Origin of the sequence: Devosia marina, from assembly GCF_009758415.1 — a bacterium.
GTDB lineage: Bacteria > Pseudomonadota > Alphaproteobacteria > Rhizobiales > Devosiaceae > Devosia > Devosia marina.
Genome location: NZ_WQRF01000002.1, coordinates 187,524 through 213,251, shown reverse-complemented (window position 1 = coordinate 213,251; position 25,728 = coordinate 187,524). Strand labels below are relative to the sequence as shown.

Below are 25,728 nucleotides of genomic sequence, written 5' to 3'. Positions count from 1 at the left end.
GTGGCCCGAAAGGTGTCACCCCACCCTCGGTCCCTCCCCATCGAGGGGAGGGATGCCAAGGACCGCGGCGCAGGTGCCCATCGTCTCCCTCCCCTTTGGGGGGAGGGAACAAGGATGGCGTTCAACATGTCGGCGCCAACCCATTCCTTGATTTTCCGGTATTTCCGCATGACCACCGACACGCCCCCTCCGTCCGAAACCGCCCCCGAACCCGGCATGATCAAGGCCGACCTGCTGGCCGGTCTGTTCTTCATTCTGCTTGGGCTGGCAATTTTTTATGGCGCCTGGACCATGGATCGGCTCGAAGTGCGCCGCATCCATCCCATGACGGTGCCAGGGCTGGTGCCGGGCATGCTCGCCATGGCGCTGACTCTGTGTGGGACGATCCTTTCCTTCCGCTCGCTCCGCACCCCGGCTTCCGGGGGCTGGCAGCAATTGTCCGGCGCCGTGCTGTCGAGCGCTGCGGCGCGCGCCGCCACGGTCATGCTGCTGGCACTGATCTATACGCTCGGACTGGTTGGTACCCTGCCCTTCTGGGCGGCAACGGGCCTGTTTGTCTTTACTTTCATCATGGTCTTTGAATGCTGGCTCTCCGAACCGCGCAAACCCTGGCGCAAATCCCTGCTCTGGGCCTCGGGTCTGGCCGTGGTGACCGCAACCGTGGTGACGCTGGTATTCGAACGCGCCTTCCTCGTGCGGCTGCCATAGGAGGGCGCGACCATGTTTGACGGACTTCTGATGCTGGGCGGCGGGCTCGCCCATTTCTTCACTCCGGTGTCCCTGTTCAACATTGCCTGGGCTACACTGCTCGGGATTGTCATTGGTGCCCTGCCTGGCTTGACCGCCACCATGGGCGTAGCCCTTCTGGTGACCCTCACCTACAAGATGGCGCCCGACCAGGCCATTTTGTGTCTGATGTGCCTGTATTGCGGCGCCATTTATGGCGGCAGCCGCACGGCCATACTGCTCTCCATTCCCGGCACCCCGGCCAGCGCCGCCACCACGCTCGACGGGCACCCGCTGGCCCTGCAGGGCAAGGCCGGCACCGCCATGGGCCTGGCCACCACCTCCTCGACCCTGGGTACCATTGTCGGCATCATTGCCCTGGCGCTGATTGCCCCGCTGCTGGCCGAAGCCGCGCTCAAGTTCGGTACCTATGAATTCTTCTGGCTGGCCCTGTTCGGCGTCATCATCTCCGGCCAGTTGACCGCCATCGATGATCCGCTCAAGGGCTATATTGCCGGCATATTGGGGCTGCTCGTGGCCATGGTGGGCATGGAGACCCTGCATGCGCACCAGCGCTTTACCTTCGGCATTTCATCGCTCGGTGGCGGTGTCGACCTGATCCCGGCCATGGTCGGTGCCTTCGGCTTTGCCGAAATCCTGGGCGTGATGAAACGCACCGCCCAGGCCCGCATCATTTCCTCCGGTGACCGGGTCATCCCGCGCTTTTCCGAGGTCTTCCAATACAAGTGGACCACCATCCGCTCGGGCCTGATCGGCACTTTCGTCGGCATTGTTCCGGGCGTGGGCGAAGATGTGGGGGCCTGGGCCAGCTATGCGGCTGCCAAACGGGTCAGCAAGGAAAAACATATGTTTGGCAAGGGCAGCCAGGAAGGGCTGATCGCCGCCGAAACCGGCAATTCCGCGGTCATTCCCGGTGCCATGATCCCCACGCTCACCCTCGCGCTGCCCGGCTCGGCGGCGGCGGCGGTGCTGATCGCGGCCATGTTCATTCATGGTATCCGCCCTGGCCCCCTGCTGATGACCGAGAACCCCGAATTTCTCTATCAGATCGTGGCGATCCTGCTGTTCTCCACCATCGCCATGCTGATCTTCGGTCTGACCCTCACCCGGCCGCTCCTCACAGTTCTGCAGGTGCCGCGCGAGCGGCTGATGGCGGTGGTCTATGTGCTCTGCGTGGTCGGCAGCTTTGCCATCACCCAGCGCATGTTCGACGTCTATGTCATGGTGGCTTTCGGCATTATCGGGTTCATCCTGCGCGAGATGAAATACCCGATGGCTCCGCTGGTGCTGGGCATCATCCTGGGCGATCTGCTCGATCTCAACCTGCGGCGCGGACTGTTGCTGACCAATGGCGATCCGAGCCCGTTCTTTACCCGGCCTATCAGCGCTGTTATCTGCATTATCATCATCCTGACCATCCTCATGTCCATTCCGGCGGTGTCCAAACGTGTCCGATCCATCTTCACCCGCGACCGTGGAGACGCCTCGGCGCAAGGCTGAGGCGTCAAAGCGGCCCCGCAATTCGGCCAAGACCAAGGCCTCCATCCTCGCTGCCGCGCGGGTGGAGTTCGCTGATCGCGGTTTTGAAGGGGCTCGGGTGGACGCGATTGCCGATCGGGCAGGGGCCAATAAGCGCCTGCTCTACCATTACTTCGGCAACAAGGAGGAGCTGTACCGCGCGGTGCTGCTCGATGCCTATCAGGAAATCCGCAAGGGCGAGCGCGCCCTATCGCTCGACCAATATGATCCGGTGCAGGCCATGGACCGCCTGGTGCGCTTCACCTTCCGGCACTTCCTGGCCAATCCCTGGTTTCCGCGCCTTCTGGGCACGGAAAACATTGAAAATGCGCGGTTCCTCAAAACCATGCCCGATATCAAGGCGTTGCATTCGCCTCTGGTCGGGCAGATCGCCGCGATCATCGAACGCGGCGCCGCCACCGGCGTGTTCCGCCGCGATGTCGATCCGGTGCAGCTCTATATTTCGGTGGCGGCGCTGGGCTTCTTTTACGTCTCGAATACGGCGACTCTTTCAGTGATCTTCGAACGCGACCTGACCAGCGTCAACATGGTGCAGGAACGCGAGGCCCATGCCGTGCAGATGGTTTTGGATTTCCTCAGGACCAAGCCGGGCGCTTGATCTGCGTGGGGCCACCTTCTCCCGCCAAGGGAGAAGGCAGGTCCGTGGCCTAGATGTCCACCTCGTCATCGCCCAGTGCATAAAGGGCCGTGGCCGCGTGCTGCAATACAGCGGCGGCCTTGCGTTGCTGCTCCTTGTCCCCGCGTCGAACCCGTTTGATAGCTTCTTTGAGCGTCTTGCGGGCTGCCTCGAGTTCGGGAATGGCGTCCTTCATCGGTCGATCGGTCGACGATTCCCGTTCAGCCCAATGGGGCGGCACATTGCCCTCTTCGGGGTCGCCCGCAAACGGCCAGTCGGCCTTTACGAATTCGCGGAACCGGCTCATCTGCTCGCCGGTCCGTGCCAGGAAATCCAGCGTACCGGCAACCGCCTCGCGATTGTCCTCGAGATGGCTCTTGCCCTCTTCTGTAATCGTATAAAGCTTCTTGTTGCCATCGATGGCCGAGGTGACAAAGCCGGCCTCTTCCAGATAGGTCAGCGCCGGATAGACAATGCCAGGGCTGGGCGAATAAACGCCATTGGAGCGTTCCTCGACCGCCTTGATCAGGTCATAGCCGTGCCGGGGCTGCTGCTCGATGAAATAGAGCGCCACAAGCCGCAGATCTCCCGAAGCCAGCATGCGGCCGACACGAAAATTGCCGCCAACCTGGCCGAACTCTTCATCGGCCATACGGGCCATCCGGCCCCAGCCGCGCCGCGCCATGCGTTCGATATGACGCCAGTTCGGTTCACCATTCTTCCAGTAGCTCATAATCTATCTCCAGATATATCACACAGCCCTTCAACCCAGCAGATTGGCCCTCGAGGATGTGCATTCAAGATATATCTTGAGAATATTTCACGCTATGGCCTCCTGCGCGCCACACCGGAAAGCCCGACCGATCAAACAAAAACCCCGGGCCTTGAGCCCGGGGTGATAAACTTGCTGCTGCGCCTTGCGCCCGTGATCAGGTCGGGATCACCGGCGAGCCGCCTTCGCGGTCGAACTCGCCGTGGCGGCGGAAGCGCCACATATAGGTGGGCAGGATTTCGTCCATGCCGGTGGGCGCAATGTCAAAGGCGGCCAGAGTGCGTTTTTCCTTCTGCGCGGCCTCGGACACGACATTGTCGACGCCCAGCAGTTCCACCTGATCGGGCGTGATCAGCGGCTTGAACGGCAGAATGCCCATCAGCGAGGCCATGAATTTCATCAGCCCCGATGGCACGGAAACCAGCATCGGATTGCGGCCGGCCTCACGCAGAATGCGCTGCATGAGCACCTTGTGGCTCTCCACGTCGGGCCCGCCCAGCTCGTAGACACGGCCGGTCTTGACCGCGCCTTGGGCGGCCTTGGCGATGGCGTCGGCGACATCGCCCACAAAGACCGGCTGGAACAATGTCTTGCCGGAAATCAGCGGCATCACCGGCAGGATGCGGGCCAGCGACCCCATCAGGTTAAAGAACCCGTCGCCCTGGCCGAACATCAGCGAGGGACGGATGATGACGGCCTGCGGGAAAGCCGCAAGCACGGCCTCTTCGCCCTGGAGCTTGGAGGCGGCATAGGCGCTGACATCGGCCGCCTTGTCGACGCCGAGCGCCGAGAGATGCACCAGTGCGGTCGCGCCGGCCGCCTTGGCCGCGCGGGCCACCGCCGCTGCACCGTCCACATGCACCGCCTGAAAGCTCTGCTTGCCGGCTTGATGAGCAACCCCGACCAGGTTGATGACGATGTCCGCACCCGCTGCAGCGCGCTGCACCGAAGCTTCATTGCGCAAATTGGCCTGGATCGGCACCACCTGCCCGACGCCGCCGAACATGCGCACTTCACCGGCCAGATCCGGACGGCGCACCGCGACGCGAATGCGATAGCCCTGGCGGGCCAGCACTTGCACCAGATGATTGCCGACAAAGCCCGACCCGCCGAAAATGGTGACGAGCTTGGGGGTATTGCGATCCATGGTGGGGCTCCGAGATCAGGCGAGACGATATTGGCTCCGCTTCTAGCCCAGCCCGGCCGCCCCTGTCGAGCCTTGCTGCACGCTGCAAACCCCGTTCCGGGCCGGAATGTGCACCGCCTGCTGCGGGCCGAAAACCCGCGACGGTGCAAACTTCTGACAATCTATGTGAATGCGCATTGACAATGCCCCGGCATCGCCATAGACACACCGCCGTCGCCCAGATGGCGGAATTGGTAGACGCGCACGGTTCAGGTCCGTGTGCCGCAAGGCGTGAAGGTTCGAGTCCTTTTCTGGGCACCAATTTCTCAAAACCCCGACTGCAGCAATGCAGTCGGGGTTTTGCTATTCCGGCCGCCGCTTCTGAACCCGGCGCGAGGCGACGAGCCCGGCCAATATCCCGGCCAGTGTGGCGATCAGCACCGGCCAGTGCCGCACCGACTGGAACACGGTTCCAGCCAGCCGCTCATGCGGGCGCACATCGAGCACGGCCATTTCCCCCGGCGCCAGTTCGGCGCTGATCCGTCCCAAAGGATCGGTGGCAAAGGTCAGGCCAGTATTGGCGGCCCGCACCAGGCTCATGCCCTCTTCGACAGCGCGGAGTCTCGCATGGTGTGCGTGCTGGGCCGGACCAACCGAGCCATCGAACCAGGCGTCATTGGTCAGGTTGAGCAGGAACTGGGCGCCTGCCGTGTCGCCCAGATCACCCGAAAAGATGATCTCGTAGCAGACCAGCACCAGCGGCGCCGGCGCCGCGGGCAGGGTCAACAGGCGCCGTTTTACGTCGCCGGGCGACCAGCCATCAGCGCCTGGCACGAACTGCCTGATGCCCAATTGCGCAAAGAATTCGGCAAAGGGCAGATATTCGCCGAACGGCACCAGATGGGACTTGTCATAACTCGCCACCACCTCGCCCTCGGTGTCGATCGCCACGACCGAATTATGCGGCGGCGCTGTGTTGTCCTCTAGTCCGGTCGCAAAGGCGCGGCGCGGCACCCCGGCGATCAGACTGGTTTGTTCGGGCAGCAAGCGGGCAATACGCGCCAGGGCCTCGGGATAGGTTTCCAGGAAGAACGGCAGGCTCGATTCGGGCCAGATGAGATGGGTGATGTCGTCGAGCCCCTGGTCATCGGGGTTCATGCGCATGTCGGAAAGCATCAGCAGCCGGTCGATCAGCGCCACCGGGTCGACATTGCCGAAATCGGCGTGTTCATAGACCAGCGGCTGCACCAGGCGCAGCGCCATGTCCTGCCGTTCGGTCGACACCGTGCCGCTCAGCCGATTCCAGCCAAAGCCAAGCTGGCCGGCAATCACCAGCAGCGCCAGGAAAACCGGCGCCAGGCGTTGTGACCAGCCGCGATTGTCGGCCGGCCAGACCAGGGCCGGGGTCATCGCCAGTAGCGGCGCCAGGAAGGTCAGCCCATAAACCCCGATTACCGAGGCCAGTTGCATCATCTCGTCCGTCCCGGTCAGGCTGTAGCCAAGAAGGTCGAAGGGGAAGCCGGTGAAGATATGCCCGCGTGCGTACTCGGCCGCGCTCAGCCAGGCCGCAAGCGTCAGGATGCGCACCCAACCGTGGCTCCAGCTCAAATGCGCCAAGGCGCTGGCCAGCCCCCAAAACAGCGCAATCAGTGCGGCAAGCGCCACAATGGCTACCGGCATGGCCGCCAGCACCCAGCCGCCGTCGATAAAAAAGGCCGCGCCGAGCCAATGAAGTGCCACCAGAAAATAGCCAAGGCCAAAGGCAAAGCCAATGGAAAAGGCGGGGCCGAACAGACGCCGCCAGCCCCCCAGTCTTTCCGCCCCGTCCAATGCCCAGACCCAGATCGGCATGGCCACGAACAGCGCGGGCAGGATAAAGAACGGCGGCACCGAGAGACCCGCAATGGCCCCGGCAAGCAGCAGCAGCACAAAGCGGCGCCAGCCATGGCTGAGCATGGTGGTTTCGGCCAGCCAGGTCATGGGGACAAAAGGGGCGAATCACTAGGCATAGGGGCAAGGTGGTCGCCGCCACTTAAAGCGTCAAGCCGGGTGCTTGGTGGTAGACTTGGCCCGCCTCTAGGGCTACTCCCAAATAAGCGTTCCACCAGCCGGAACGGGAGCCAGCATGACCCAGCCGATCACCCTTGCCATCGATACCGCCGCGCCGCGCCTGCAACTGGCCCTGTTGCGCGCCGACGGGCAGGTGGATGTGGAACTGGTCGATATCGCCAAGGGCCATGCCGAGATCCTGTTCGGCCGGCTTGAGACCCTCTTGGCGCGCAATGGACTGGGTCACCCCGACATTGCCCGCATTGCCGTCACCACCGGCCCCGGGTCCTTCACCGGCCTCAGGATCGGCCTCTCGGCCGCCCGCGGGCTGGGCGTCGCGCGCAATATCCCCGTCCTGGGCATACCCAACCTGCTCGCCCTGTCGCTTTCGGCGCCTTCCGGTCCGGTGGCTGTACTACTCGATGCGCGCCGCGGCGAAGCCTATTTCGAACTGTTTGAAACTCCCGGCGTCAGTCTGAATGGTCCGCGCCTCCTGCCCATGGAACAGGCCGTGGCCGCCGTGCCTGAGGGCGCAGAACTGATCCAGTCTCCCTTCATCGACATTGCCGCCATGGCCCGCTTTGCCGCGGCGGCCGATCCGCTTGCCTTCCCGCCCCACGCCACCTATGTGCGCGATGCCGACGCCAAGCCACAGGACGCGGCGCGCATACCGAGGCGGGCCTGATGCTCAAATTCTGGATGGCCCCCGGCGGGCTGCATGTCGAACCGGCCGAAATCGGCGACGCAGCGGAATTGGCGCGCATACACGCATTGAGCTTTTATCGCGGCTGGCCGAGCCCGGAGTTCGAGAGTTTTCTGGCCGACCCTGCGTGTCCGGCCTTTGTGGCCTGCGATGCGCGCCGCAGGATTGCCGGCTTTGCGCTGATCCGCATCGCCGCCGACGAGGCCGAGCTGCTCACCATCGCCGTGGATCCCAAATGGCGCGGCAAGGGTGTGGGCCGCGCCCTGCTGGACGCGGTGTTTGCCGATCTCATGCTGTCGCCGGCCCGGCGCATGTTCCTTGAGGTCGATGAGCAAAACAATCCGGCCATCAAGCTCTACGAAAAGCTTGGCTTTGCGGCCATTTCGAAACGGAAGGGCTATTATCCCCGTCCCGATGGCAGCGCCGCCACCGCGCTTGTCATGGCCCGCGATCTTGGGTAACCGAACCCTCTTGAAACCCAGGCAGGGAGCGACGGCTTGAACAGAAACCCTACCGAGCCCACCCTTGAGGAGGCTTGCGTCGCGCGCGGCATGCGGATGACCGACCAGCGGCGCACCATTGCCCGGGTCATCGAAGAGGCCTCCGATCATCCCGATGTCGAGGAGCTCTATCGCCGCGCCTCGGCGCTTGATCTGCGCATTTCGCTCTCCACGGTCTATCGCACGGTGAACCTGTTCGAAGAGGCAGGCCTGGTCACCAAGCATGACTTCAAGGACGGTCGCGCCCGATTCGAGTTGATCCCCGACGAGCATCACGACCACCTCATCGACATTCGCTCCGGCACGGTGATCGAGTTCCGCAACGAAGAGATCGAGGCCATCCAGGAGGTAATTGCCAAACGCCTCGGATATAAGCTGGTGGATCACCGGCTTGAACTTTATGCGGTGCCGCTCACTGACAAGACGAAAAAGGACGAGCCTGCCAAATGATCTTCAGGATCGTTTTTTTCCTGTTTGTCTTCGTGCCGTTCATGCTGGTTGTCATTCCGCTCCAGGCTCTGATCCTGCTGCTCAAGCTACCCTTCTGGAACCTGCTGCCGCGCTTGTTTCACAAGCTGGGCTGCGTCTTTCTCGGCCTTCGGGTTAACGTCATCGGCGCGCCCTCGCATGGCCGTCCGACCCTGCTTGTTTCCAACCATATCTCCTGGACCGATATCGTCGCCATCGGCTCGGTGGCCGATGTCACCTTCGTCGCCAAACGCGAAGTGGGCAGCTGGCCCTTTGTGGGCATGATGGCCAATCTCCAGCGCACCATCTATGTCGACCGCACCAGGCGCTCCGATGCCGGGCGCACGGCGCAGGCCATGGGCCGGCACATGGCTGGCGGCAACGCCGTGCTGCTGTTTGCCGAAGGCCAGTCCGATATTGGCACCCATGTGCTGCCGTTCCGCTCGGCCCTGATCGGGGCGGCCCAGCACGCCATGCTGGACGCCGGCGCCAGTGATGTGCTGATCCAACCCCTGACCATCGCCTATACGAAACTTCAGGGTCTGCCGGTCAGCCGCAATGAGCGGTCCCTGATTGCCTGGATCAAATCCAAATCGGTCAAGCAGAACATCGCCGAAATCCTTTCCGGCCCGGTCAAGGACGTCACTGTGGCCTTTGGCGCACCCATGCCGCTCAACCAGGGCGATGACCGCAAGGCCGTCACCAGGGCCGCGGAAAACCAGGTGCGCGCCATGCTGGTGGCGCTCAATCGCGGCGGCGATGTGAACACGCCCCTCTGATTGGGAACAAGTTTAGCGGTTAAGCCTAACAATGGTTCCCGCTTTTCCCATTTACCTCTTGTTAGCTATGACGTTCGTGCACCGAGCAGGAGAAAGCCATGGTTTGGGAACTTTTGGCCATCTGGGCCGTCGTCGCGGCGGCCTGCGCCTGGTTTTTTTACGACGAGCCTAGCGAGCAGCGGCGCAAACTGAACGAGCGCGCCAGAGAGTTTGCCACGACCCCGGCCTGGGTTGACCGCAGACCGTCACCGTCACCGCCGGCGACGGTTACGCCGAGCGATCCGCAACGCCTGACAGAAGTTCAGCGCAAATTTCTCGAGGAAATACGCCGCCAAGGCGCAGAGTCCCAGCCAGTTCGCTAGCCCTGCACAACGCCCATATGCTGCTTGAGGCGGCCGACAATATCAGCCGCCTTGACCATCAGGCCCAGTTCGATGTCCTCATCGCTCATGCCCGCCTGCACATCGAGCCACACCGGCACCATGATCTCGTGGCGGATTTCCTTTTCGCCGATGGTTTCGGTCAAAACGGCGCGGACCTTTCCGGTCATGCGTTCGGCCAGGGTCGGGTGGGGCTGGCATTCGGCCAAGGCAATATCGATCAATTCAAGACTCATATCTGGCTCCGCAGAGCCCCCAGTGGCCAGACTGGCCACCGATGGTTCATCGAGCCTTAACGCGGCTGCCTTCCATGGAGTTCTCCACAGGGACAGCTATATTTCTGATGGCGGCGAACCGGCCGGGGCCGGCTGGAGCGTGATTAGCAAAAGTTGCAGACTTCTGCGGTTCGATCGCGCGACATTGCCAGGACTTGGGGTCTGATCCATTTCCATTCAATCGAAATGGATCAGGCTCTAGACGCGGACGGCGTGTTCGATCCGGCCCGCATCGCCGAAGACCCGCAGATAGCGCGCGATCTCCTGGCTGTCACCCGTCGCCTTAGCCGGATTGTCCGATAGTTTCACGGCAGGCCGGCCATTGGCGTCGCTCACCTTGGCGACAATCGAAATCGGTGTCAGGCCCGGATTGGGCTCGGGCGCACAGCCTTCAAAATCATTGGTCAGGTTCGTGCCCCAGCCAAAGCTCATGCGCACCTTGCCGTCGAAATGCAGATAGGCTTCCTCGATCATGTCGACATCGAGCCCATCGGAAAAGATCAGCAGCTTCTCCTCTGGATTGCGCCCTCGCGCCTTCCAGAAATCAATGATCTTTTCGCCACCCGAAATGGCAGGGGCGCTGTCGGGCCGGAAGCCGGTCCAGTCGGCCACCCAGTCCGGCGCATCGCGCAGAAATGCGTCCGTCCCGAAGGCGTCGGGCAGGACGATCAGCAGATTGCCGCCATAATAGCTCTTCCAGTCCTGCAGCACCCGATAGGGGGCTTCGCGCAGCTCCTCATCGGACCGGGCCAGGGCCGCCAGTACCATGGGCAGTTCGTGGGCATTGGTGCCCAGCGCCTCGAGATCATTGTCCATGGCCAGCTTCACATTGGAGGTGCCGGTCATATTGGCGCCGATCCCTTCCTTGAGTGCCTCGACGCACCAGCGCTGCCAGAGGAAGGAGTGCCGCCGCCGCGTGCCGAAATCGGAAATCTTCAAGTCCGGCAGCTTTTGCAGCCGCTCGACCTTCTCCCACATCTTGGCCTTGGCGCGGGCATAGAGCACGTCCAGCGTAAACGGCCCATAGCGCTTCATGGCAGCACGCCCGCGCAATTCATTGATGATCGCCAGCGCCGGAATTTCCCACATGGTGGTTTCAACCCACAGCCCCGGAAACTCCAGCACAAACTGGCCGTCCCGCTTTTCCAGCCGGTATTCGGGGAGCTGAAAGTTCTCCAGCCAGCGCAGGAAGCCCGGCTGAAAGATCTGGCGTGAACCGTAAAATGTGTTACCCGCCAGCCAGATCATTTCCTTTTTCGAAAAGCGCAGGCTGCGGCAATGGTCCAGTTGCGCCCGCAATTCGTCGATGTCGATCTCATCGGCCAGCCGCACAGAGGTGGTGCGGTTGATCAGGCTGAATGTCGCCTCGACCTTTGGATAGAGCCCCCAGACCATCTGCAGCATAAGCAGCTTGTAGAAATCGGTGTCCAGCAGGCTCCGCACGATCGGGTCGAGCTTGAACGTGTGATTGTAAACCCGGCGGGCAATATCGGTATAGGTGGCCATCAGTGTCCCCTGAGCGCGCAACGCCTTGTAGCGCGGCGCGGCAAGCAATGAAAAGTCGACAGGGCCGGAAACGGTTCGCTACGTGACGAGGCCTAGTACTTCCCCTGGTCGCTGCCACAGAACGGGTCCACCGGGTTCCTGCCGGCAAATGGCTTGCGGCCCAGCAGGCATTCCACCACCGCCACCTGCATGTCCTCGTTCGAACCATAGGCGTTGATATAGGTGGGCACGCGTGGTGCATCGTGCAGATAATAGGGAAAGCCCAGCGAAACCATCAGCGTGGGCACATCGTGCCAATAGCGCTTCATGGCGCCAAACACATTGCCGGTCAGCGCCCGCCAGTTGAGGAAGATGCGCTGCCGCGTCAGCAGCGTTTCCTCGGCTAGCAGATAGAGCACCAGGTCAAAATCCTTGGGATTAACCTGCAGGTCCTCGCTATACTCGGTGACCTCGAACCCCTCCTGCCGCAGCAGGTCCGGCAGCGACAGCGGCAGGGGCGCCGGCGCGAAGGGTTGCACTGCGCCGGTCGAGAAAATCAGCACTTTTTTGTGCCGGGCCGGGGTCAGAGGCAGCAGCTTTGCCACATCCTTGACCAGCGTTGGAACTTTCGCCGTCGCCGCGCCGGCAATCTGCTTGCTGGTCGAGCGCGCCATGATCATTTCGGCGGTGTTCAGCGCTGGCCCGGGCCGATCGGCCTTGTGCAGGCCCAGCGCTGCCTTGAGCCCCAGTACGCGCGTCACCGCCTCGTCCACCCGTTCCTGGCTCAACCGGCCATCGGCCACTGCCTTGACCAGATACATCAGATCCGCATTGGGATCGTCGGAGAACAGGATCACGTCGCAACCCGCGATCACACATTGCGGAATGGTCTCTTCGCGTGGCCCCCAATCGCCAAATCCGGCCATGGGTGTGGCGTCCGAAACGATCAGGCCATTAAAGCCGAGCTTTTCGCGCAGCAGTGTCTGATTCAGCACCGCGCTCTGGGTTGCCGGCCGATAGGCCTCGGCGCCGGCCTCCGGGTCGAGCTCGCGCACAAAGGCGGGAAAGGCGATATGGGCGGACATCACGCTCATTACGCCCGCTTCAATGGCGGCACGATAAAGCCGTCCGAAGGTCTTTTCCCAGTCGGCAAGGCTCAGCGGATTGACCGTGGTCACCAGATGCTGATCGCGATCATCATAGCCCTCGCCGGGCCAATGCTTCACCGTGGCGGCCACGCCATGCTTCTGGAAGGCGGCAATTTGCGCCAGGGCATGGCGCTCGATACGCTCGACATCGTCACCATAGGAGCGCGTGCCCACAATGGCGCTCTGGAACGCCTTGTTGATGTCGATGACCGGTGTAAAGCTCCAATTGAGCCCCACGGCATGGGCTTCCTCGGCCATCAGTGTCGAAATGGCGGTGGTGGTCTCCACATCGTCAATCGCCGCCAACCCCAGCGGATTGGGCACTTCGGTTCCGAAAGGCAGGCTCATCCGGCTGCCCTCGAGATCGGCGCTGACCGTCATCGGCACGGGGCCTGCGCTGTCGATCTGCCGCATCAGCGCGATCTCATCGGCCAGATCGGGCGTGAAGATGCGTGTGATGCCGCCCGGCTTGAAGGCTCGGATGGCCTCGAGCGCTTCTTCGGGCGTCTCTCGCGACAAAAGCACAAACAGTTGAGCCAGCTTGTCGCGGGGCGACAGGCTGTCGCGTGTGCTGTGCACCCAGGCCGCAGCCGCCTCATCCAAATGGAACGGCGCGGCAGAAAGATCGATGGCGGCCAATGGGGTGCTCCTCGGGGTATTCTCTTTTTTGTTTTGACTGGCTTAGCAGCAGTGATCGCTTCTGAACAGGTTTGGAGCCGGGTGGCGCGCGGGATTATGATGCGCAGCCCATCGCGCGACGGCGGTCGGCAAAAGAAAAACACCGCCGGATCGCTCCCGCGGTGTCTCTCGAAACCTGTGGTCAGGCAGAGGCTCTAGGCGGCGTGCCCTTCGAGCCATTTGGTCAGGCCTGCCTTGGGCGTACCGGCGCCGACCTTCATATCGGCGGCTTCGCCTGCCTTGAACAGGATCATGGTCGGGATCGAACGAACGCCGTACTGGGCGGCAATGCCCGGATTTTCGTCAACGTTGAGCTTGACGATCTTCACCTTGCCCGCGAGCTCGGAGGACAGCTCGTCCAGCACCGGGGCGATGGCCCGGCACGGGCCGCACCATTCGGCCCAGAAATCGACAAGGACCGGTTCACTCGAGCTCAGGACTTCCTGGCCGAACGTGGCTTCGGAAACGGCTTTGGTCATGGTTTTCATGCCTTTTGTACTTTGGCGGCTGACACACAGGCCCCAGACCGGAACCATGCGATGCGCTTTCGTATTTCAGTCTCCGGCAAACGCCTGTTGGGCGCCGGTCCGGAAGCGGCGGTCTGTTTGCCCCCAAAGCTGGTGAGAGTCCAGCCTTGCAACAAGCCCGATCACCGCAGGGTGAAGTCCGCGCAAGCCGCATCAAGCAGCTCGTTCGGCAATTTCATCAATGATTCCAACTCTGTCCACAGGATTGCCGCACGTACCGGCCGTCCGGGGAAAAGCTGACCTGCAACCAACGCATACAATCCTAGCTGGGTGAGATAGTTCCCCGGCACGCCGTCCGCTCCTTTTGGAACCGACGCGTCGGATTTGTAGTCCACCACCAGCACCCCTGAGTCGTCAACCACCACTCGATCGATCCGGCCACTCAGCCAGATCTCCCGCCCGGCCCGCAGCGCCGCCACGCGAAAAGGCAGCTCGGCGCGGCTGTCCGGTCCGAACAGGCTGGCAAAAGCGCCATTGCCCAGAATGCTGAGCGCTTTGGTAACGATCCGCGGATAGTCCTCGGCCATATCGGGCAGCAAGGTTTCAAGCGCTCTGGGGGCCACCCGGTCCCGCGCATCGGGTGGCACGCGGCCCAGATGCTGCAGCAGGGCGTGCAGCGCCAGGCCTTCCCTGCGCGCCGCTTCTGCATCGCGCAAGGCGGCGGCCTTGGTGGCCAGCACAGGGGTGCTGACATTTGCTATGGCGGCATAGCTTGGCGCCACGACGGGGATTTTTGCCGGTGCCGGCACGGCAGGCAGCACCAGTTCAGGCGCCGGGGCGATCGCTGTGCGCAAGGCCGGCTGGAAGCCCGGCGCAGCAACAGCTGGAAAGACTTGCGCCAGGGTCTCGCCAGTGTCGTCTACCACCGGCTGCAACGCCTCGCCCAGCCCCATTTCTATGGCGTCATACCATGAGCCTGTCAGGTTGCCCTTCAACCCCAGCGGCCCGGTGACATAGAGTTCGTCCTCGGCCCGGGTCATGCCTACATAGAGCAGACGCCAATATTCCCGCTCGCGCACCGCATCAATCTCCTGGCGCATTTGCGCGGTCGCCGGAACATGCTGGCTTTTTGAGGCGGCATGCACCAGCAGCGGGCCGGGGGCCTTGTCGATGGCATAAACGGCCTGGCCGGTCTGGCTGCCGCCGGGCTTGCCGGTCGCATCGGCCAGAATGACGATCGGGGCCTCCAGCCCCTTGGCGCCATGCACCGTCATCACCCGCACGCCGCCGCCGCTTTCGGCCAGTTCGCGCTTGATGGTCACGGCCCGGCGCCGCATTTCGGCGGCAAAGCCCTGCAGCGAGGGCTGTGGCCCCTGCTCGTGGGCCAGCGCAAGTTCGAGCAGTTCGGAGAGCACGTCGTCTACTTCCGTGCCCAGCCGGGCATGGAAGCGCTTGAGCCCGCCTTCGGCATAAAGCACGCCTGCGAGGAATTCGAAGGGACGCTCCATGTCGAGCGCAGCCCGCCAGCGGCCCAGCCGCTCGGCGGCAGGCCGGGCCGCCTCGACCTCGGCTGCAAACAGCGCTGACCATAGGCTCTGGCCTGCCGCGCGCGGCCGGGCGACCGCATAGAGATCGTCTTCGGTGAGGTCGAACAAGGGCGAGCGCAGCAGGGCCGCCAGTTGCAGGTCATCGGCCGGATTGAGCAGCACATCGATCAGCGCCAGCAAATCGAGCACCGCAATATGCCCCGTCACCGCCAGCCTATCGGCGCCGGGCGTGGGCAGGCCTTCGCTGCGCAGGGCGCGGATGATTTCCTTGAACAGGGTGCCGCGCTTCTGCACCAGGATCAAGACATCGTCGGCGCGTATGGTGCGGTTCCGTTCACCCAGAACCCGTCCCTTTTCGATCCAGCCCCGGATTTCCCCGGCAATGCGCAGCGCCACCTGCCGGTTGGCGCTCTGCTCGGCCTCCATCGCCACGCGCGGCCATGCGCTGGTGTCGCGCTCTGTCTTTTCTTCCTGCACCGGCGGCCACAGCACGACCTGGCCACCCGGCTGGCTCCGCGCCGGCTGGTGAATGATTTTTGCGTCCGAAAGCAGGGCTTGCTGAATATCGGCGCGGTCACAGACCCGGTCCACCGCCTCCAGAATCCCCTTGAGCGTGCGAAAACTGGTATGCAGGCGCACCTGCCGGAACGGCCTTTCTGCCTCACCGGCCCGGCGGGCCATCTGCCGCCCGGTTTGTCCGAACAGCACCGGCTGCGCGCCCTGAAAGGAATAGATAGACTGTTTCTGGTCGCCAACGGCGAACACCGAGCGCGGCCGCGTCACCGCCCCGGCGCCGGAGAAAAACTCCTCGGCCAGCGCATTGACCACGCGCCATTGCTGCTCATTGGTGTCCTGGCTCTCATCGACCAGAATATGATCGATCCCGGCATCGAGCTTGTATTGCACCCAGGGGCCCAGCGCCCGGTTGGAAAACAGGTCACCCAGCTTTTCTACCAGGTCGTCGAAATCGAGCAGCGCATGGCGGCGTTTCTCGGTTTCGTAGCGCGCCGCTGTTGCGGCCACCACATCGAGCACGGCTTCGCTGCGCTCCACCAGCAACGCCCCGGATAAGTGGCCATCAAGGTCGAACACCCGCTCCCGCTCGTCTTCCAACAGGGCCTGCAGAGCGGGCTTGGCCTTCGCCTGGGCCGCATTGAGCAGGCGCGCGCGGGGCTGCTTCACCTTCTCCTTGTCTTCGGTGACGAAAAGCCCGCAAAGCTGGTGGGCGCTCATCCGTTCCGGGTCGAGCCGTGCCACCATGTCGATAAAGCGCCGTCCCGCCGGGTCGGCATCAAAGCTCGACATGATCTCCTGCCAGACCGTTTTGGTCAGCGCGCTGTCTGCAACGATCTCTTCGGCAATTTCCGATGCCGTGCCCGTTACGCCCACTTGCCGACGCAGCCGGGACTTGGCCCCGGCCAGGTCCGCCAGCACCGGCTTGAGCTTGGCACCCTCTGCCAGCGCCGCCCCGATGGCATCGGTAATGGCGCTGTCGCTGAGCAAGGTGAACAGGGTCTCCACAGCCTGCGCATGTTCGCCGCCCCGCAGCCCCTCGGCCAGCACGCTTTCGCGCGCCGCCAGCAGCATCTGCGCCCGGCGGTCATCCTCGATTACGGCAAAATCGAACGGCACCCCCGCCTCGATGGGGAAACGATGCAGCACCGCCTCGCAAAAGGCGTGAATGGTCAGGATGCGCAGACCCCCCGGCGTTTCCAGCGCCTTGGCAAACAACGTCCGGGCATCCTCCAGCAGCCGCGCATCCGGGTCTCGTCCGGTCAGCTCCACCAGTTCCTGACGCAAGGCTGCGGCATCTGCGACGGCCCACGCGGCCAGTTTTGCGCCGACGCGCTTGCGCATCTCGGCCGCCGCCGCCTTGGTATAGGTCAGGCAGAGGATCGATTGCGGTGTCACCCCGGCCAGCAGCAGGCGCAGCACCCTGGTGGTGAGCACGAAGGTCTTGCCGGACCCGGCATTGGCCTCCACCCAGATCGAATAGTCCGGATTGCCGGCCAGCGCCTGGCTCTGGCTGGTATCGCTGGGCACGACCAGATCGCCACGATCGCTCATGCCTCGTCCTCCCCGTCAACCGCCGTCCATTCATCGACCCGCGCCAGATGGTCATAGGCCCCGGCAAAGCGCTGGCTCTTGAGCGGCAGGAGCCGCGCGGGCAGGGCGGTCTGGTGAATCAGGAAATGCTCGATATGGAGCTGCACGCGCCGGAACACCTCTTCGGCAGCCGCCATCACGCTCATTCCGTCGGCGGTGGCAAAGGCACTTGGCTTGAAGGCATCGGGCCCCAACCCGATCTTGATATAGGTCAGCGCGCTGGTATCGGCGGGGGGAATGTCGTTCAGGCCCGCATTGAGCGCCATCATCGCCTCGACCGGCAATTGCGGCGCCTCAAACGCTTTCATGCTCGCGCTGCTGGGGGGCGAGCCGGTCTTGAAATCGAGGATTTCCAGCGTACCGTCCCTGAGCAGGTCGACGCGGTCAGCCTGTCCGGTAATGGCAAAGGGCTCTGCCAGCTTCAGCTCCCAGCGCCCCGAAATCTCGGCATGCCGCCTGGCCACCCGCGCCGAACGTCCGCGCTCATAATCGAGAAATTGCTCGGCTGCCGTCGCAAAGCGCCGCAACCAGATGTCGCGCCGCTCGCCAATGGCTTCGAGCCCGGCAAACTCCTCGGTGGCAATCTCCATCAGCCGCGCCAGCGCATCGGGCGCCGCCGGATCGCGCTCCTCGAAGACGAACCGGGCAAAGATGGCGTGAATGATCGTGCCGCGCTCGCGCGCATCGGGGTCTTCGCCCAGCGCGTCGAGCGGTTTCAGCCTGAGCACATGCTTGGCATAAAGATCATAGGGCGAGCGCATCAGCGTCTCGATTTCCGTGACCGAGAGCTTGCGCGGCCTCTCGCCGATGGGCGGGTTGGGTGCTGGACGCCGGGCCGGCGCCACTTGCGATACGGCGTCTAGCCGCCTTGCCTGGCCGGTCCAGACATCGCCACGGGCGCGCAATTGCGCGGCCATGCCCTCGCCGATAAAGGCGTCGAGCCGTTGGATCAACCGCGAGGACAGCGCCGGGCTCGACCCGACCCGCTCGGCATAGGCCAGAACGATCTGCCCATTGCCCATGGCCTGGGCAAAATCATGTGCGGCCAGCCCCTGCTGCCGCTCGGGTGGTTCGAGGCCCGCCGCCAGCCGCATGCTGCGGCTCAGCCAGGGACCGGGATCAGCCGTGGCCGGCCACTTGTCTTCGTTGAGCGCCCCCAGGATCAACACGTCCGGGCTCATCAGCCGCGCCTCGAGTTGCCCCCAGATCGCGATATCGCTGCGCCGCTCCTCAAGCCCGGCCTGGCGCACGTCGATCCCGGTCATCAGCGCCGCCAGCACGTCCTCCAGCCCGCGCGGCGCGAAACGATGCCCCTCGCCGGTCAGGCTCTGCATGTCGGCGATCCAGGTCTCGAATTCAGACCGGCCGGGCAGGGGAGTCCCGGCGCTGACCGCCCCCATTGCTTGCCCCAGCGCTCCCGCCAGGGCCGACGCCGGCAGCTCACGCGCCCCCATCAGGGCAAGAAGCGGCGCCAGTGCCGTTTCGAGCCGGTCCAGCAGATCGGCAATTTCGTCGCCGCGCTGCGGCGATAGCTTGCGGGCCGGGTATTTGAGCTTGCCGCCCAGATGCGCCGCCAGCATCGCCCGGATTCCGGCAATGCCCGGAGCCGGGCGCTGCCCACGCAGCAGCCCCAGATCAATATCATCCGCCAGCGCCACCACGGCACCGCGCTCCAGTCCCAGGGTCGTGGCGCGATTGCGCAGCAGCGCCAACAAATCCACCGCCGCGCAATTGTGCTGCACCAGGTTGAGCAATTGCCGCGTCAGCCGCCCCGCCGAGGCATGATAGAGCGGTGTCCCGGCCGCATCATCGACGGTGATGTCGAAGCGTTTGAGCTCGGCCGCAATGCGCCGCGCCAGATTGCTGTCCGGCGTCACAATCCCCACGCTCTTTTCCCTGTCGAGGGCATCACGAGCAGCCAGCGCAATGGCTCTGGCCTCCTCGTCTTCATTGCGGGCCCGCAGGATCGACACTCCGTTAAGCGCTGCATCCAGCGCGGACAGCGGGAAACGCTGTTCCGGCCACAGGGCAGTCTGGGCGGTCGGCGCCAGCGCCAGGTTGACCAGTTTGCTGCGCGGATTCTCCGTCTCGCACAATTCTTGCACTTGGCTCAGATCAGCGCCAAAACTGGCCAGCAATTGCGCCAGCCCATATTGCGGATGGCCATGCGGATTGCTGTCGGGATCGGCAAAACCGGCCAGCATCTCCGGGCTCATCGCCCTGTCGAGCCCCGGCAGCACCACCGAGCCGCGCGGCAGTCCCGCAATGGTCCTGAGCAGTCGCGCCGTGGCCGGGATCGAGCCGGTGGAGCCGGCGGCAATCACCGGCCGGTCCGCAAACAGGAACGGCGCGGCCCTGGCCTGCCGGTCCAGCCTTTTGCGCCGGAGCGCCGCCGGGTCCGCCAGGTCCTGCGTTGCCAGCATGGCCGGCCAGGCCTCAAGCGCAATATCGAGAAACTTCAGCGTCTGCTGCCAGTAATTGCCCAGCTCTAGAGCCATTTCGGCGCCCAGCGCGCGAATATCGGCTGCGCTGCGCTCCTCGATATGCAAATCGTCGATCAGCCGCCCCAGCGATTCGGCCATCGAGAAGATTTCCGCCGCTGTCGGCGGGGTTGAAAAAGCCTCGCGCCCCTCGTCTGTCTTGGCCCATGCGGCAACGAGTTCGGAGAGAACCAGCCGCCTGCGCAGCGCGCTGGCAGGCTTGGGATCCGCCTCCGTGTCAAAGGGCGGCAGAAAGGGTTCTTCATCCTTCACCTCGCCGCCAAAGGTGCGCATGTCCGGCAGCAGCCCGCCAAATGCGGGGTGGCGGGCAAAGGCCTCGGCCAATTCATCCTGCGCCCGTCGGGTCGGCAGGATGATGGTGACATCCGACAGCCAGAACGGCCCTGATCTGTCCCAGCCATTCAGCAGCCGCCCATCCATCACCGCATCAACCAGACAGGGCAGGAAGGGCGTATGCGGGGCGATGGTGAACAGGTTCATCGGCTGAGCGCCCGTTCCGCGGCTGCCAGCCCTTCGGCATCACCCACATGGAACCAGGGCGCGTCGAGCACCACACCCTTGAGCCGCTCGTCTGCCAGCGCCGCGTCGAACAGCAGATTGAGCGAAAAAGGGCCATCCGGCGTGTCGGCAAAGAGAGATTTGCCCATCAGCGCCACCCCGGCATAGATCACCGGCGCTCCATAATCGAGCGTGATCCGGCCCATCGGATCGAGGCAGAAATCATGGCTGCGGGCAAAACCGCTGGCGCGCCCGGGCTGCGCACAGAGCAACACGATATCGGCCGGGTCTTCATGGCGTGCCCGCATCCGCGCCAGCGGCGCATCGCTCCCCGCCGGCCAGAAAGCATCAGTATTCATCACGAAAAACGGGTCCGTGGCCAGCATTGGCAGCGCCGCCTTGGCCCCGCCTCCGGTGTCGAGCAGCACCTCTTCGCGATTGACCTTCAGCAGCCCGCCGAAATGGGCCAGCAATTGGTCGGCGCGGTAATGCGCATTGGCTGCGAAACGCTTGGCGCCCTCGGCCCGCGCATTGGCCATGACGCGCTCGATCAGCGGCACGCCGCCCACCGGCACCAGCGGCTTGGGTAGCGTATCGGTCAGGGGCTTCAGGCGCGTGCCCAGCCCGGCGGCGAGCAGCATAACATCGGGGAATCGGGCATCAGCACTCATGCCCCGGATAGAACAGTTGCGCGCTGGACCTGTCCAGCCCGCAACTGCCTCCATGCGCTATTCGGCGTGAGCTGCCGCGGCTGGCGGATCGAGATCGTCGTCGCCTTCGGCGGCAACGGCCGCATCGCGCAGGCTGGACTGGTCGGTCAGCGCCTTGGGGCTGGTCGCCGTGATCGCCTCATTGGGTGGCGCATTGGTCAGGATGGCCGCCAGCGACCCGATGGTGGAACGCAGATTGTGCCGATGCACCACCATGTCGACCATGCCGTGGCTATAGAGATATTCCGAGCGCTGGAAGCCCTTGGGCAGCTTTTCGCGAATGGTCTGCTCGATCACCCGCTGGCCGGCAAAGCCGATCAGGGCGCCCGGCTCGGCAATATGCACATCGCCAATCATCGCATAGGAGGCGGTGACCCCACCGGTGGTCGGGTTGGTCAGCACCACGAAGAACGGCAGGCCCGCCTCGCGCAGGCGCAGCACGGCAACGGTGGTGCGGGCCATCTGCATCAGGCTCAGAATGCCTTCCTGCATGCGGGCGCCGCCCGAAGAGACGAACAGGATGAACGGGGTCTTGAGCCGGGCAGCGGTCTCGATGCCGGTAATGATGCCTTGTCCCGCCGCCATGCCCAGCGAGCCGCCCATGAAGTCGAAGTCCTGGATCGCTACGGTGACGGCGCGCTCATAGAGCTTGCCCGTCGCCACCAGCACGCTGTCCTCATGGCCGGTCTTGGCCCGGTTTTCCTTGAGGCGGTCGGTATAGCGCTTCTGGTCGCGGAATTTCAGCGGATCGACCGGCACGGACGCCACCGGCACCAGATCGTATTTGCCCTCGTCAAGAAAGGTCGCCAGCCGGTCGGCCGGCTTGATCTTCATATGGTAGCCCGAATTGGGCACCACCCACTGATTGGCTTCGAGATCGCGGTAAAACACCATCTCGCCAGATTCGGGGTCTTTCACCCAGAGATTTTCCGGCGTCTCCCGCTTGTTGGAGAGGAAGGAACGGATTTTGGGGCGGACGAAATTGTCGATCCAGTTCATGGCGCGGCCTTTCGCGGTGATCCAGTTCGGATCACGTAGTCGTCAATTGTGGCATTTCTTATCAGTTGGGGACGAAGAGGCAAAGCTGCCAGCCGCCGATGCGTTGGGCTGTGCATAAATTTCTGTCGCCCCTTCTCACGCAATCGTGCGGTTAAAGAAATCATAAGGAACGTGCCCCGCATCGCTCCAGCAGCCATACTTTCAAATCTTCTAAATATTGAACTGCCTCAATCAAAAATAAATCCAGACGCCAATTCGCGATTATATTTTAGAGCAATTAAATCAGTCGCGTTTCATACGCCGACGTGACACTATTTAAACATAGTTCATCGCGCGATCATCGACGCGTTGCAAAATATTGGAGACGTGCCGCATGTCGATTTCGGAGAAGTTCAGCAATTTTCAGGCAAGCAAGGCGGTGTTGTTCTGGTCCTGCGCGGCCTGTGTAGCGGCCACCATGGTTGTGGGCTTCACCTGGGGCGGCTGGGTCACCGGCGGCTCCGCCCAAGAGAGAGCCGAGGCAGCGTCCGAGCAGGCAGTAGCGCAACTGGCGGCGGAAATCTGTGTCAACCGCTATCTGGCAGCGCCCGACGCCCGCGCGAACCTGGTGGCACTGACCGAGGAAAGCAGTTTCCGCCGCAGCGGCGTGCTTGAGGATGGCGGCTGGGTAACCTTTGCTGGCCGCGAAGATCCCATCGATGGCGCCGCGAACCTTTGCGCCCGGCAATTGGCCGAGATCGACGTCACGACCTTGCCCGACGCCTCCCCGATGGCAGAAGCTGCAGCGCCCTTGGCCGAGACACCTACCGCCCAATAAAAGCTCAGCGCGTAGCAGCGGGCCGGATCGCACCTCCCTTTCGGGGCAATCCGGCCCCTTGCGCCTGTTACGGTTTCTTAGCTCCGGGCTCGCTGCAGCCCGCCGGCCAGCTCCGCCACCAGGTCCCGCACCGCGCCGACAGTCTTGTCGGTTGCCTTGCCGTCCTCAAGCGAGGTCGCCACGGCATTGACCAGCACCGTGCCCACGGCAATACCGTCGGCATGGCGGCCGATTTCGGCCGCGTCATCGGCAGTCTTGATGCCAAACCCGACAATCACCGGCAATTCTGTATGCGCCTTGATGCGCTGCACGGCCTCGCCCACTGCGCCGCGCGACTTGATCGCTCCGCCGGTGATACCGGTCATCGAGACGTAATAGACAAAGCCTGACGTATTGGCCAACACGGTTGGCAGGCGCTTGTCATCGGTGGTCGGGGTGGTCAGGCGAATGAAGTTGAGCCCGGCTTCGAGCGCTGGAATGCAAAGCTCGTCATCTTCCTCAGCGGGCAGATCAACAATGATCAGCCCGTCGATTCCTGCCTGCTTGGCGGCGGCGATGAAGCGTTCCACGCCGAAAATGTAGATGGGATTGTAATAGCCCATCAGAACAATCGGCGTCGTGTCGTCCTTGCGGCGGAATTCCTCCACCATGCCCAGCACGCCCAGCAAGGTCTGCCCGGCCTTCAGCGCCCGTTGCGCCCCCATCTGGATCGCAACCCCATCGGCCATCGGGTCGGAAAAGGGCAGGCCCAGCTCGATAATATCGGCGCCGGCCTGGGGCAGGGCGTTCAGTATGGCCTGGCTGGTTGCCAGGTCCGGGTCGCCACCCATCACATAGGCGGCCAGAGCGGGACGGTTCTGCGCCTTGAGTTCGGCAAAGCGCCGGTCGATGCGAGTGTTCATTATTTCAGCAGCCCCAGATACTTGCCAACGCTTTCCACGTCCTTGTCGCCGCGGCCCGAAAGGCAAAGTACCACCGACTGATCCTTGCGCATGGTGGGCGCGAGCTTGATCACTTGCGCCAGCCCATGCGCGCTTTCAAGCGCCGGGATGATGCCTTCCATCTTGGTGCAAAGCTGGAAGGCGTCGAGTGCCTCGTTGTCGGTGATCGGCGCATAGGTGACGCGCTTGGTATCGTGCAGATAGGAGTGCTCGGGTCCGACGCCGGGATAATCGAGCCCCGCCGAAATCGAATGGCCCTCGAGTATCTGTCCATCCCCATCCTGCAGCAGATAGGTGCGATTGCCATGCAGCACGCCGGGGCGGCCGCCGGTCATCGAGGCGGCGTGGCCATTCTCGGTCTCGATGCCGTGCCCGCCCGCCTCGGCGCCATAAATGGCGACATCCGGTTCGTCGAGGAAAGCGTGGAACGTGCCAATTGCATTGGAGCCGCCACCCACACAGGCCACCACAGCGTCGGGCAATTTGCCCTCGGCTTCGCGGAACTGTTCCTTGAGTTCGGTGCCGATCACCGACTGGAAGTCCCGCACCATTTCCGGATAGGGGTGCGGACCGGCGGCGGTGCCGATCAGGTAATAGGTCGAATCCACATTGGTGACCCAGTCGCGCAGCGCCTCGTTCATCGCGTCTTTCAGTGTACCGGCGCCGGCGGTGACGGGCCGGACCTCAGCACCGAGCATCTTCATGCGCAGCACATTGGGCATTTGCCGCTCAACGTCGGTCGCGCCCATGAAAATGGTGCAGGGCAGGTCGAACTTGGCGCAGACCGTCGCCGTGGCCACGCCATGCTGGCCGGCTCCGGTTTCCGCGATCACCCGCGTCTTGCCCATGCGTTTGGCGAGCAGGATCTGCCCCAGGCAATTATTGATCTTGTGGCTGCCGGTATGGTTCAGCTCCTCGCGCTTGAACCAGACTTTGGCGCCGCCCAGATGTGCCGTCAGCCGCTCGGCGAAATAGAGCGGGCTGGGGCGGCCGGTATAATGCGTCGCCAAGTGCTTGAGCTCGGCCGCATAGGCCGGATCTTGCTTGGCTGCCCGATATTCACGTTCCAGGTCCAGGATCAGCGGCATCAGCGTTTCGGCGACGAAGCGTCCGCCGTAAATGCCGAAACGCCCATGCTCGTCCGGGCCATTGCGCAGGGAATTGATGCGGTCCATTGGATCCTCTCGGCCAGTGCCGAGAACAACCCGGCTTCCTGGTACTATACGGCTGCCCTTGCGTTGCGGATGAACGCTTCGATCAGCTTTGTGTTCTTGACGCCCGGTGCGGTCTCCAGACCAGACGAGGCATCGATCCCCATCGGCCCGACCTGGCGCACTGCTTCAGCCACATTTTCCGGCGTCAGGCCCCCGGAAAGCATGAAGGGGATGGACGGGTCAAGCGCTTCGAGCAGGCGCCAGTCAAAGCTTTCACCCAGCCCACCGGGCCGATCGGCGCCTTTGGGCGGCTTGGCGTCGAGCAAGATGCGGTCGGCAACCTCGGCAAAGGCAGCCACCTGAGCAATATCCTCCGCTGACCCGATGGGCAGCGCCTTGATGATTTCCACCCCGGCCTCGGCGCGGATGGCTTCGACGCGATGCGGTGTTTCCGGGCCATGGAGCTGGATCCAGTCCGGCCCCAATGCGGCCACTTCGGCCACGCTGGAATTATCCGGATTGACCAGCACAACACAGCTTTCGATACGGCCGCGCGCGGCCGAGATCAGCCCGCCCAGCTCATCGATGGACACGTGACGCGGCGAACGTGGAAAATGCATGAAGCCCACCATGTCCGCGCCGGCCGCGATGGTCGCGTCGAGCAGGTCATGGGTCTTGATGCCGCAGATTTTGACGATCAGTGGATCGGCCATAGTCGGTGGT

Annotated in this window: 23 protein-coding genes and 1 tRNA gene; 10 read left to right on the top strand and 14 right to left on the bottom strand. The window is 63.4% G+C overall.

Features of this window, described 5'->3' with window-relative positions; all coding sequences use genetic code 11:
- The first annotated feature begins 114 nt into the window (after positions 1 to 114).
- The 3 genes from GO014_RS08755 to GO014_RS19540 are packed head-to-tail and all read left to right on the top strand — an operon-like array spanning position 115 to position 2,884.
- Complete coding sequence (locus GO014_RS08755; protein ID WP_179952947.1) at positions 115 to 708, top strand: tripartite tricarboxylate transporter TctB family protein; 594 nt, start codon at positions 115 to 117, stop codon at positions 706 to 708.
- A gap of 12 nt (positions 709 to 720) precedes the next feature.
- Positions 721 to 2,247 (top strand): tripartite tricarboxylate transporter permease, encoded by a 1,527-nt coding sequence (locus GO014_RS08750; protein ID WP_116587659.1) that lies wholly within the window; start codon positions 721 to 723, stop codon positions 2,245 to 2,247.
- A complete protein-coding gene (locus GO014_RS19540) occupies positions 2,195 to 2,884 on the top strand; it encodes a TetR family transcriptional regulator (protein WP_210252432.1) in 690 nt (229 codons plus the stop codon). The genes GO014_RS08750 and GO014_RS19540 overlap by 53 nt, the downstream gene beginning before the upstream one ends.
- Positions 2,885 to 2,933: 49 nt before the next feature.
- Here the strand turns inward: GO014_RS19540 and GO014_RS08740 are convergent, their stop codons facing one another.
- Positions 2,934 to 3,635, bottom strand: coding sequence for a PadR family transcriptional regulator (locus GO014_RS08740; protein WP_157290004.1), 702 nt, complete (start codon positions 3,633 to 3,635; stop codon positions 2,934 to 2,936).
- Between the two features lie 196 nt (positions 3,636 to 3,831).
- Entirely contained in the window at positions 3,832 to 4,821 is a 990-nt protein-coding gene (locus GO014_RS08735) for a complex I NDUFA9 subunit family protein (RefSeq protein ID WP_116587662.1), read from the bottom strand.
- Positions 4,822 to 5,036: 215 nt separating this feature from the next.
- Here GO014_RS08735 and GO014_RS08730 point away from each other — a divergent pair.
- Positions 5,037 to 5,121, top strand: a tRNA-Leu gene (locus GO014_RS08730).
- Between the two features lie 42 nt (positions 5,122 to 5,163).
- Here GO014_RS08730 and lnt read toward each other — a convergent pair.
- Entirely contained in the window at positions 5,164 to 6,780 is a 1,617-nt protein-coding gene (gene lnt, locus GO014_RS08725) for an apolipoprotein N-acyltransferase (RefSeq protein ID WP_157290003.1), read from the bottom strand.
- Positions 6,781 to 6,925: 145 nt separating this feature from the next.
- On the opposite strand from lnt, the gene tsaB reads away from it, so the two are divergent.
- The 5 genes from tsaB (at position 6,926) to GO014_RS08700 (ending at position 9,661) form a co-directional block, all read left to right on the top strand.
- Entirely contained in the window at positions 6,926 to 7,534 is a 609-nt protein-coding gene (tsaB, locus tag GO014_RS08720; RefSeq protein ID WP_157290002.1) for a tRNA (adenosine(37)-N6)-threonylcarbamoyltransferase complex dimerization subunit type 1 TsaB, read from the top strand.
- The gene (gene rimI, locus GO014_RS08715; protein ID WP_157290001.1) at positions 7,534 to 8,013 is read left to right on the top strand and encodes a ribosomal protein S18-alanine N-acetyltransferase; all 480 of its coding nucleotides are present in this window, start codon (positions 7,534 to 7,536) and stop codon (positions 8,011 to 8,013) included. The genes tsaB and rimI overlap by 1 nt, the downstream gene beginning before the upstream one ends.
- A gap of 90 nt (positions 8,014 to 8,103) precedes the next feature.
- Positions 8,104 to 8,502 (top strand): Fur family transcriptional regulator, encoded by a 399-nt coding sequence (locus tag GO014_RS08710; protein ID WP_157290354.1) that lies wholly within the window; start codon positions 8,104 to 8,106, stop codon positions 8,500 to 8,502.
- On the top strand, positions 8,499 to 9,299 hold the full coding sequence (locus tag GO014_RS08705; RefSeq protein WP_157290000.1) for a lysophospholipid acyltransferase family protein: 801 nt from the start codon (positions 8,499 to 8,501) through the stop codon (positions 9,297 to 9,299). The genes GO014_RS08710 and GO014_RS08705 overlap by 4 nt, the downstream gene beginning before the upstream one ends.
- 98 nt (positions 9,300 to 9,397) lie before the next feature.
- Complete coding sequence (locus tag GO014_RS08700; RefSeq protein ID WP_157289999.1) at positions 9,398 to 9,661, top strand: hypothetical protein; 264 nt, start codon at positions 9,398 to 9,400, stop codon at positions 9,659 to 9,661.
- On the opposite strand, the gene GO014_RS08695 is transcribed toward GO014_RS08700, so the two are convergent.
- The 8 genes from GO014_RS08695 to accD all read right to left on the bottom strand — a co-directional run bounded on the left by GO014_RS08695 (position 9,658) and on the right by accD (position 22,093).
- On the bottom strand, positions 9,658 to 9,915 hold the full coding sequence (locus tag GO014_RS08695) for a hypothetical protein (RefSeq protein WP_157289998.1): 258 nt from the start codon (positions 9,913 to 9,915) through the stop codon (positions 9,658 to 9,660). The two genes, GO014_RS08700 and GO014_RS08695, sit on opposite strands and share 4 nt — an antisense overlap.
- A 237-nt stretch (positions 9,916 to 10,152) precedes the next feature.
- Complete coding sequence (gene pncB / locus GO014_RS08690) at positions 10,153 to 11,460, bottom strand: nicotinate phosphoribosyltransferase (RefSeq protein WP_157289997.1); 1,308 nt, start codon at positions 11,458 to 11,460, stop codon at positions 10,153 to 10,155.
- Positions 11,461 to 11,552: 92 nt separating this feature from the next.
- Positions 11,553 to 13,226, bottom strand: a complete 1,674-nt coding sequence (locus GO014_RS08685; protein WP_157289996.1) for a glycoside hydrolase family 3 protein — start codon at positions 13,224 to 13,226, stop codon at positions 11,553 to 11,555.
- Between the two features lie 194 nt (positions 13,227 to 13,420).
- Positions 13,421 to 13,744: a thioredoxin gene (gene trxA / locus GO014_RS08680; protein ID WP_116588140.1), complete on the bottom strand. Its 324-nt coding sequence runs from the start codon at positions 13,742 to 13,744 to the stop codon at positions 13,421 to 13,423.
- A gap of 170 nt (positions 13,745 to 13,914) precedes the next feature.
- Positions 13,915 to 17,346 (bottom strand): double-strand break repair helicase AddA, encoded by a 3,432-nt coding sequence (gene addA / locus GO014_RS08675; RefSeq protein WP_157289995.1) that lies wholly within the window; start codon positions 17,344 to 17,346, stop codon positions 13,915 to 13,917.
- On the bottom strand, positions 17,343 to 20,366 hold the full coding sequence (gene addB / locus GO014_RS08670) for a double-strand break repair protein AddB (protein WP_157289994.1): 3,024 nt from the start codon (positions 20,364 to 20,366) through the stop codon (positions 17,343 to 17,345). The genes addA and addB overlap by 4 nt, the downstream gene beginning before the upstream one ends.
- Complete coding sequence (locus tag GO014_RS08665) at positions 20,363 to 21,055, bottom strand: nucleotidyltransferase family protein (RefSeq protein ID WP_157289993.1); 693 nt, start codon at positions 21,053 to 21,055, stop codon at positions 20,363 to 20,365. Before GO014_RS08665 ends, addB begins: the two co-directional genes overlap by 4 nt.
- 57 nt (positions 21,056 to 21,112) lie before the next feature.
- On the bottom strand, positions 21,113 to 22,093 hold the full coding sequence (gene accD, locus GO014_RS08660) for an acetyl-CoA carboxylase, carboxyltransferase subunit beta (protein ID WP_157289992.1): 981 nt from the start codon (positions 22,091 to 22,093) through the stop codon (positions 21,113 to 21,115).
- Positions 22,094 to 22,466: 373 nt separating this feature from the next.
- Between accD and GO014_RS08655 the strand changes: the two genes are divergently transcribed.
- Entirely contained in the window at positions 22,467 to 22,910 is a 444-nt protein-coding gene (locus tag GO014_RS08655) for a hypothetical protein (protein WP_179952946.1), read from the top strand.
- A gap of 77 nt (positions 22,911 to 22,987) precedes the next feature.
- Here the strand turns inward: GO014_RS08655 and trpA are convergent, their stop codons facing one another.
- Genes trpA through GO014_RS08640 form a run of 3 tightly spaced genes read right to left on the bottom strand, consistent with a single transcriptional unit; the run spans position 22,988 to position 25,718 of the window.
- Complete coding sequence (trpA, locus tag GO014_RS08650; RefSeq protein WP_157289991.1) at positions 22,988 to 23,812, bottom strand: tryptophan synthase subunit alpha; 825 nt, start codon at positions 23,810 to 23,812, stop codon at positions 22,988 to 22,990.
- Positions 23,812 to 25,026 carry a tryptophan synthase subunit beta gene (gene trpB, locus GO014_RS08645; RefSeq protein ID WP_157289990.1) on the bottom strand — a complete coding sequence of 405 codons (1,215 nt, stop codon included), beginning with the start codon at positions 25,024 to 25,026 and terminating at the stop codon, positions 23,812 to 23,814. The genes trpA and trpB overlap by 1 nt, the downstream gene beginning before the upstream one ends.
- A gap of 44 nt (positions 25,027 to 25,070) precedes the next feature.
- Complete coding sequence (locus tag GO014_RS08640; RefSeq protein WP_104892587.1) at positions 25,071 to 25,718, bottom strand: phosphoribosylanthranilate isomerase; 648 nt, start codon at positions 25,716 to 25,718, stop codon at positions 25,071 to 25,073.
- Between the last annotated feature and the right edge of the window lie 10 nt (positions 25,719 to 25,728).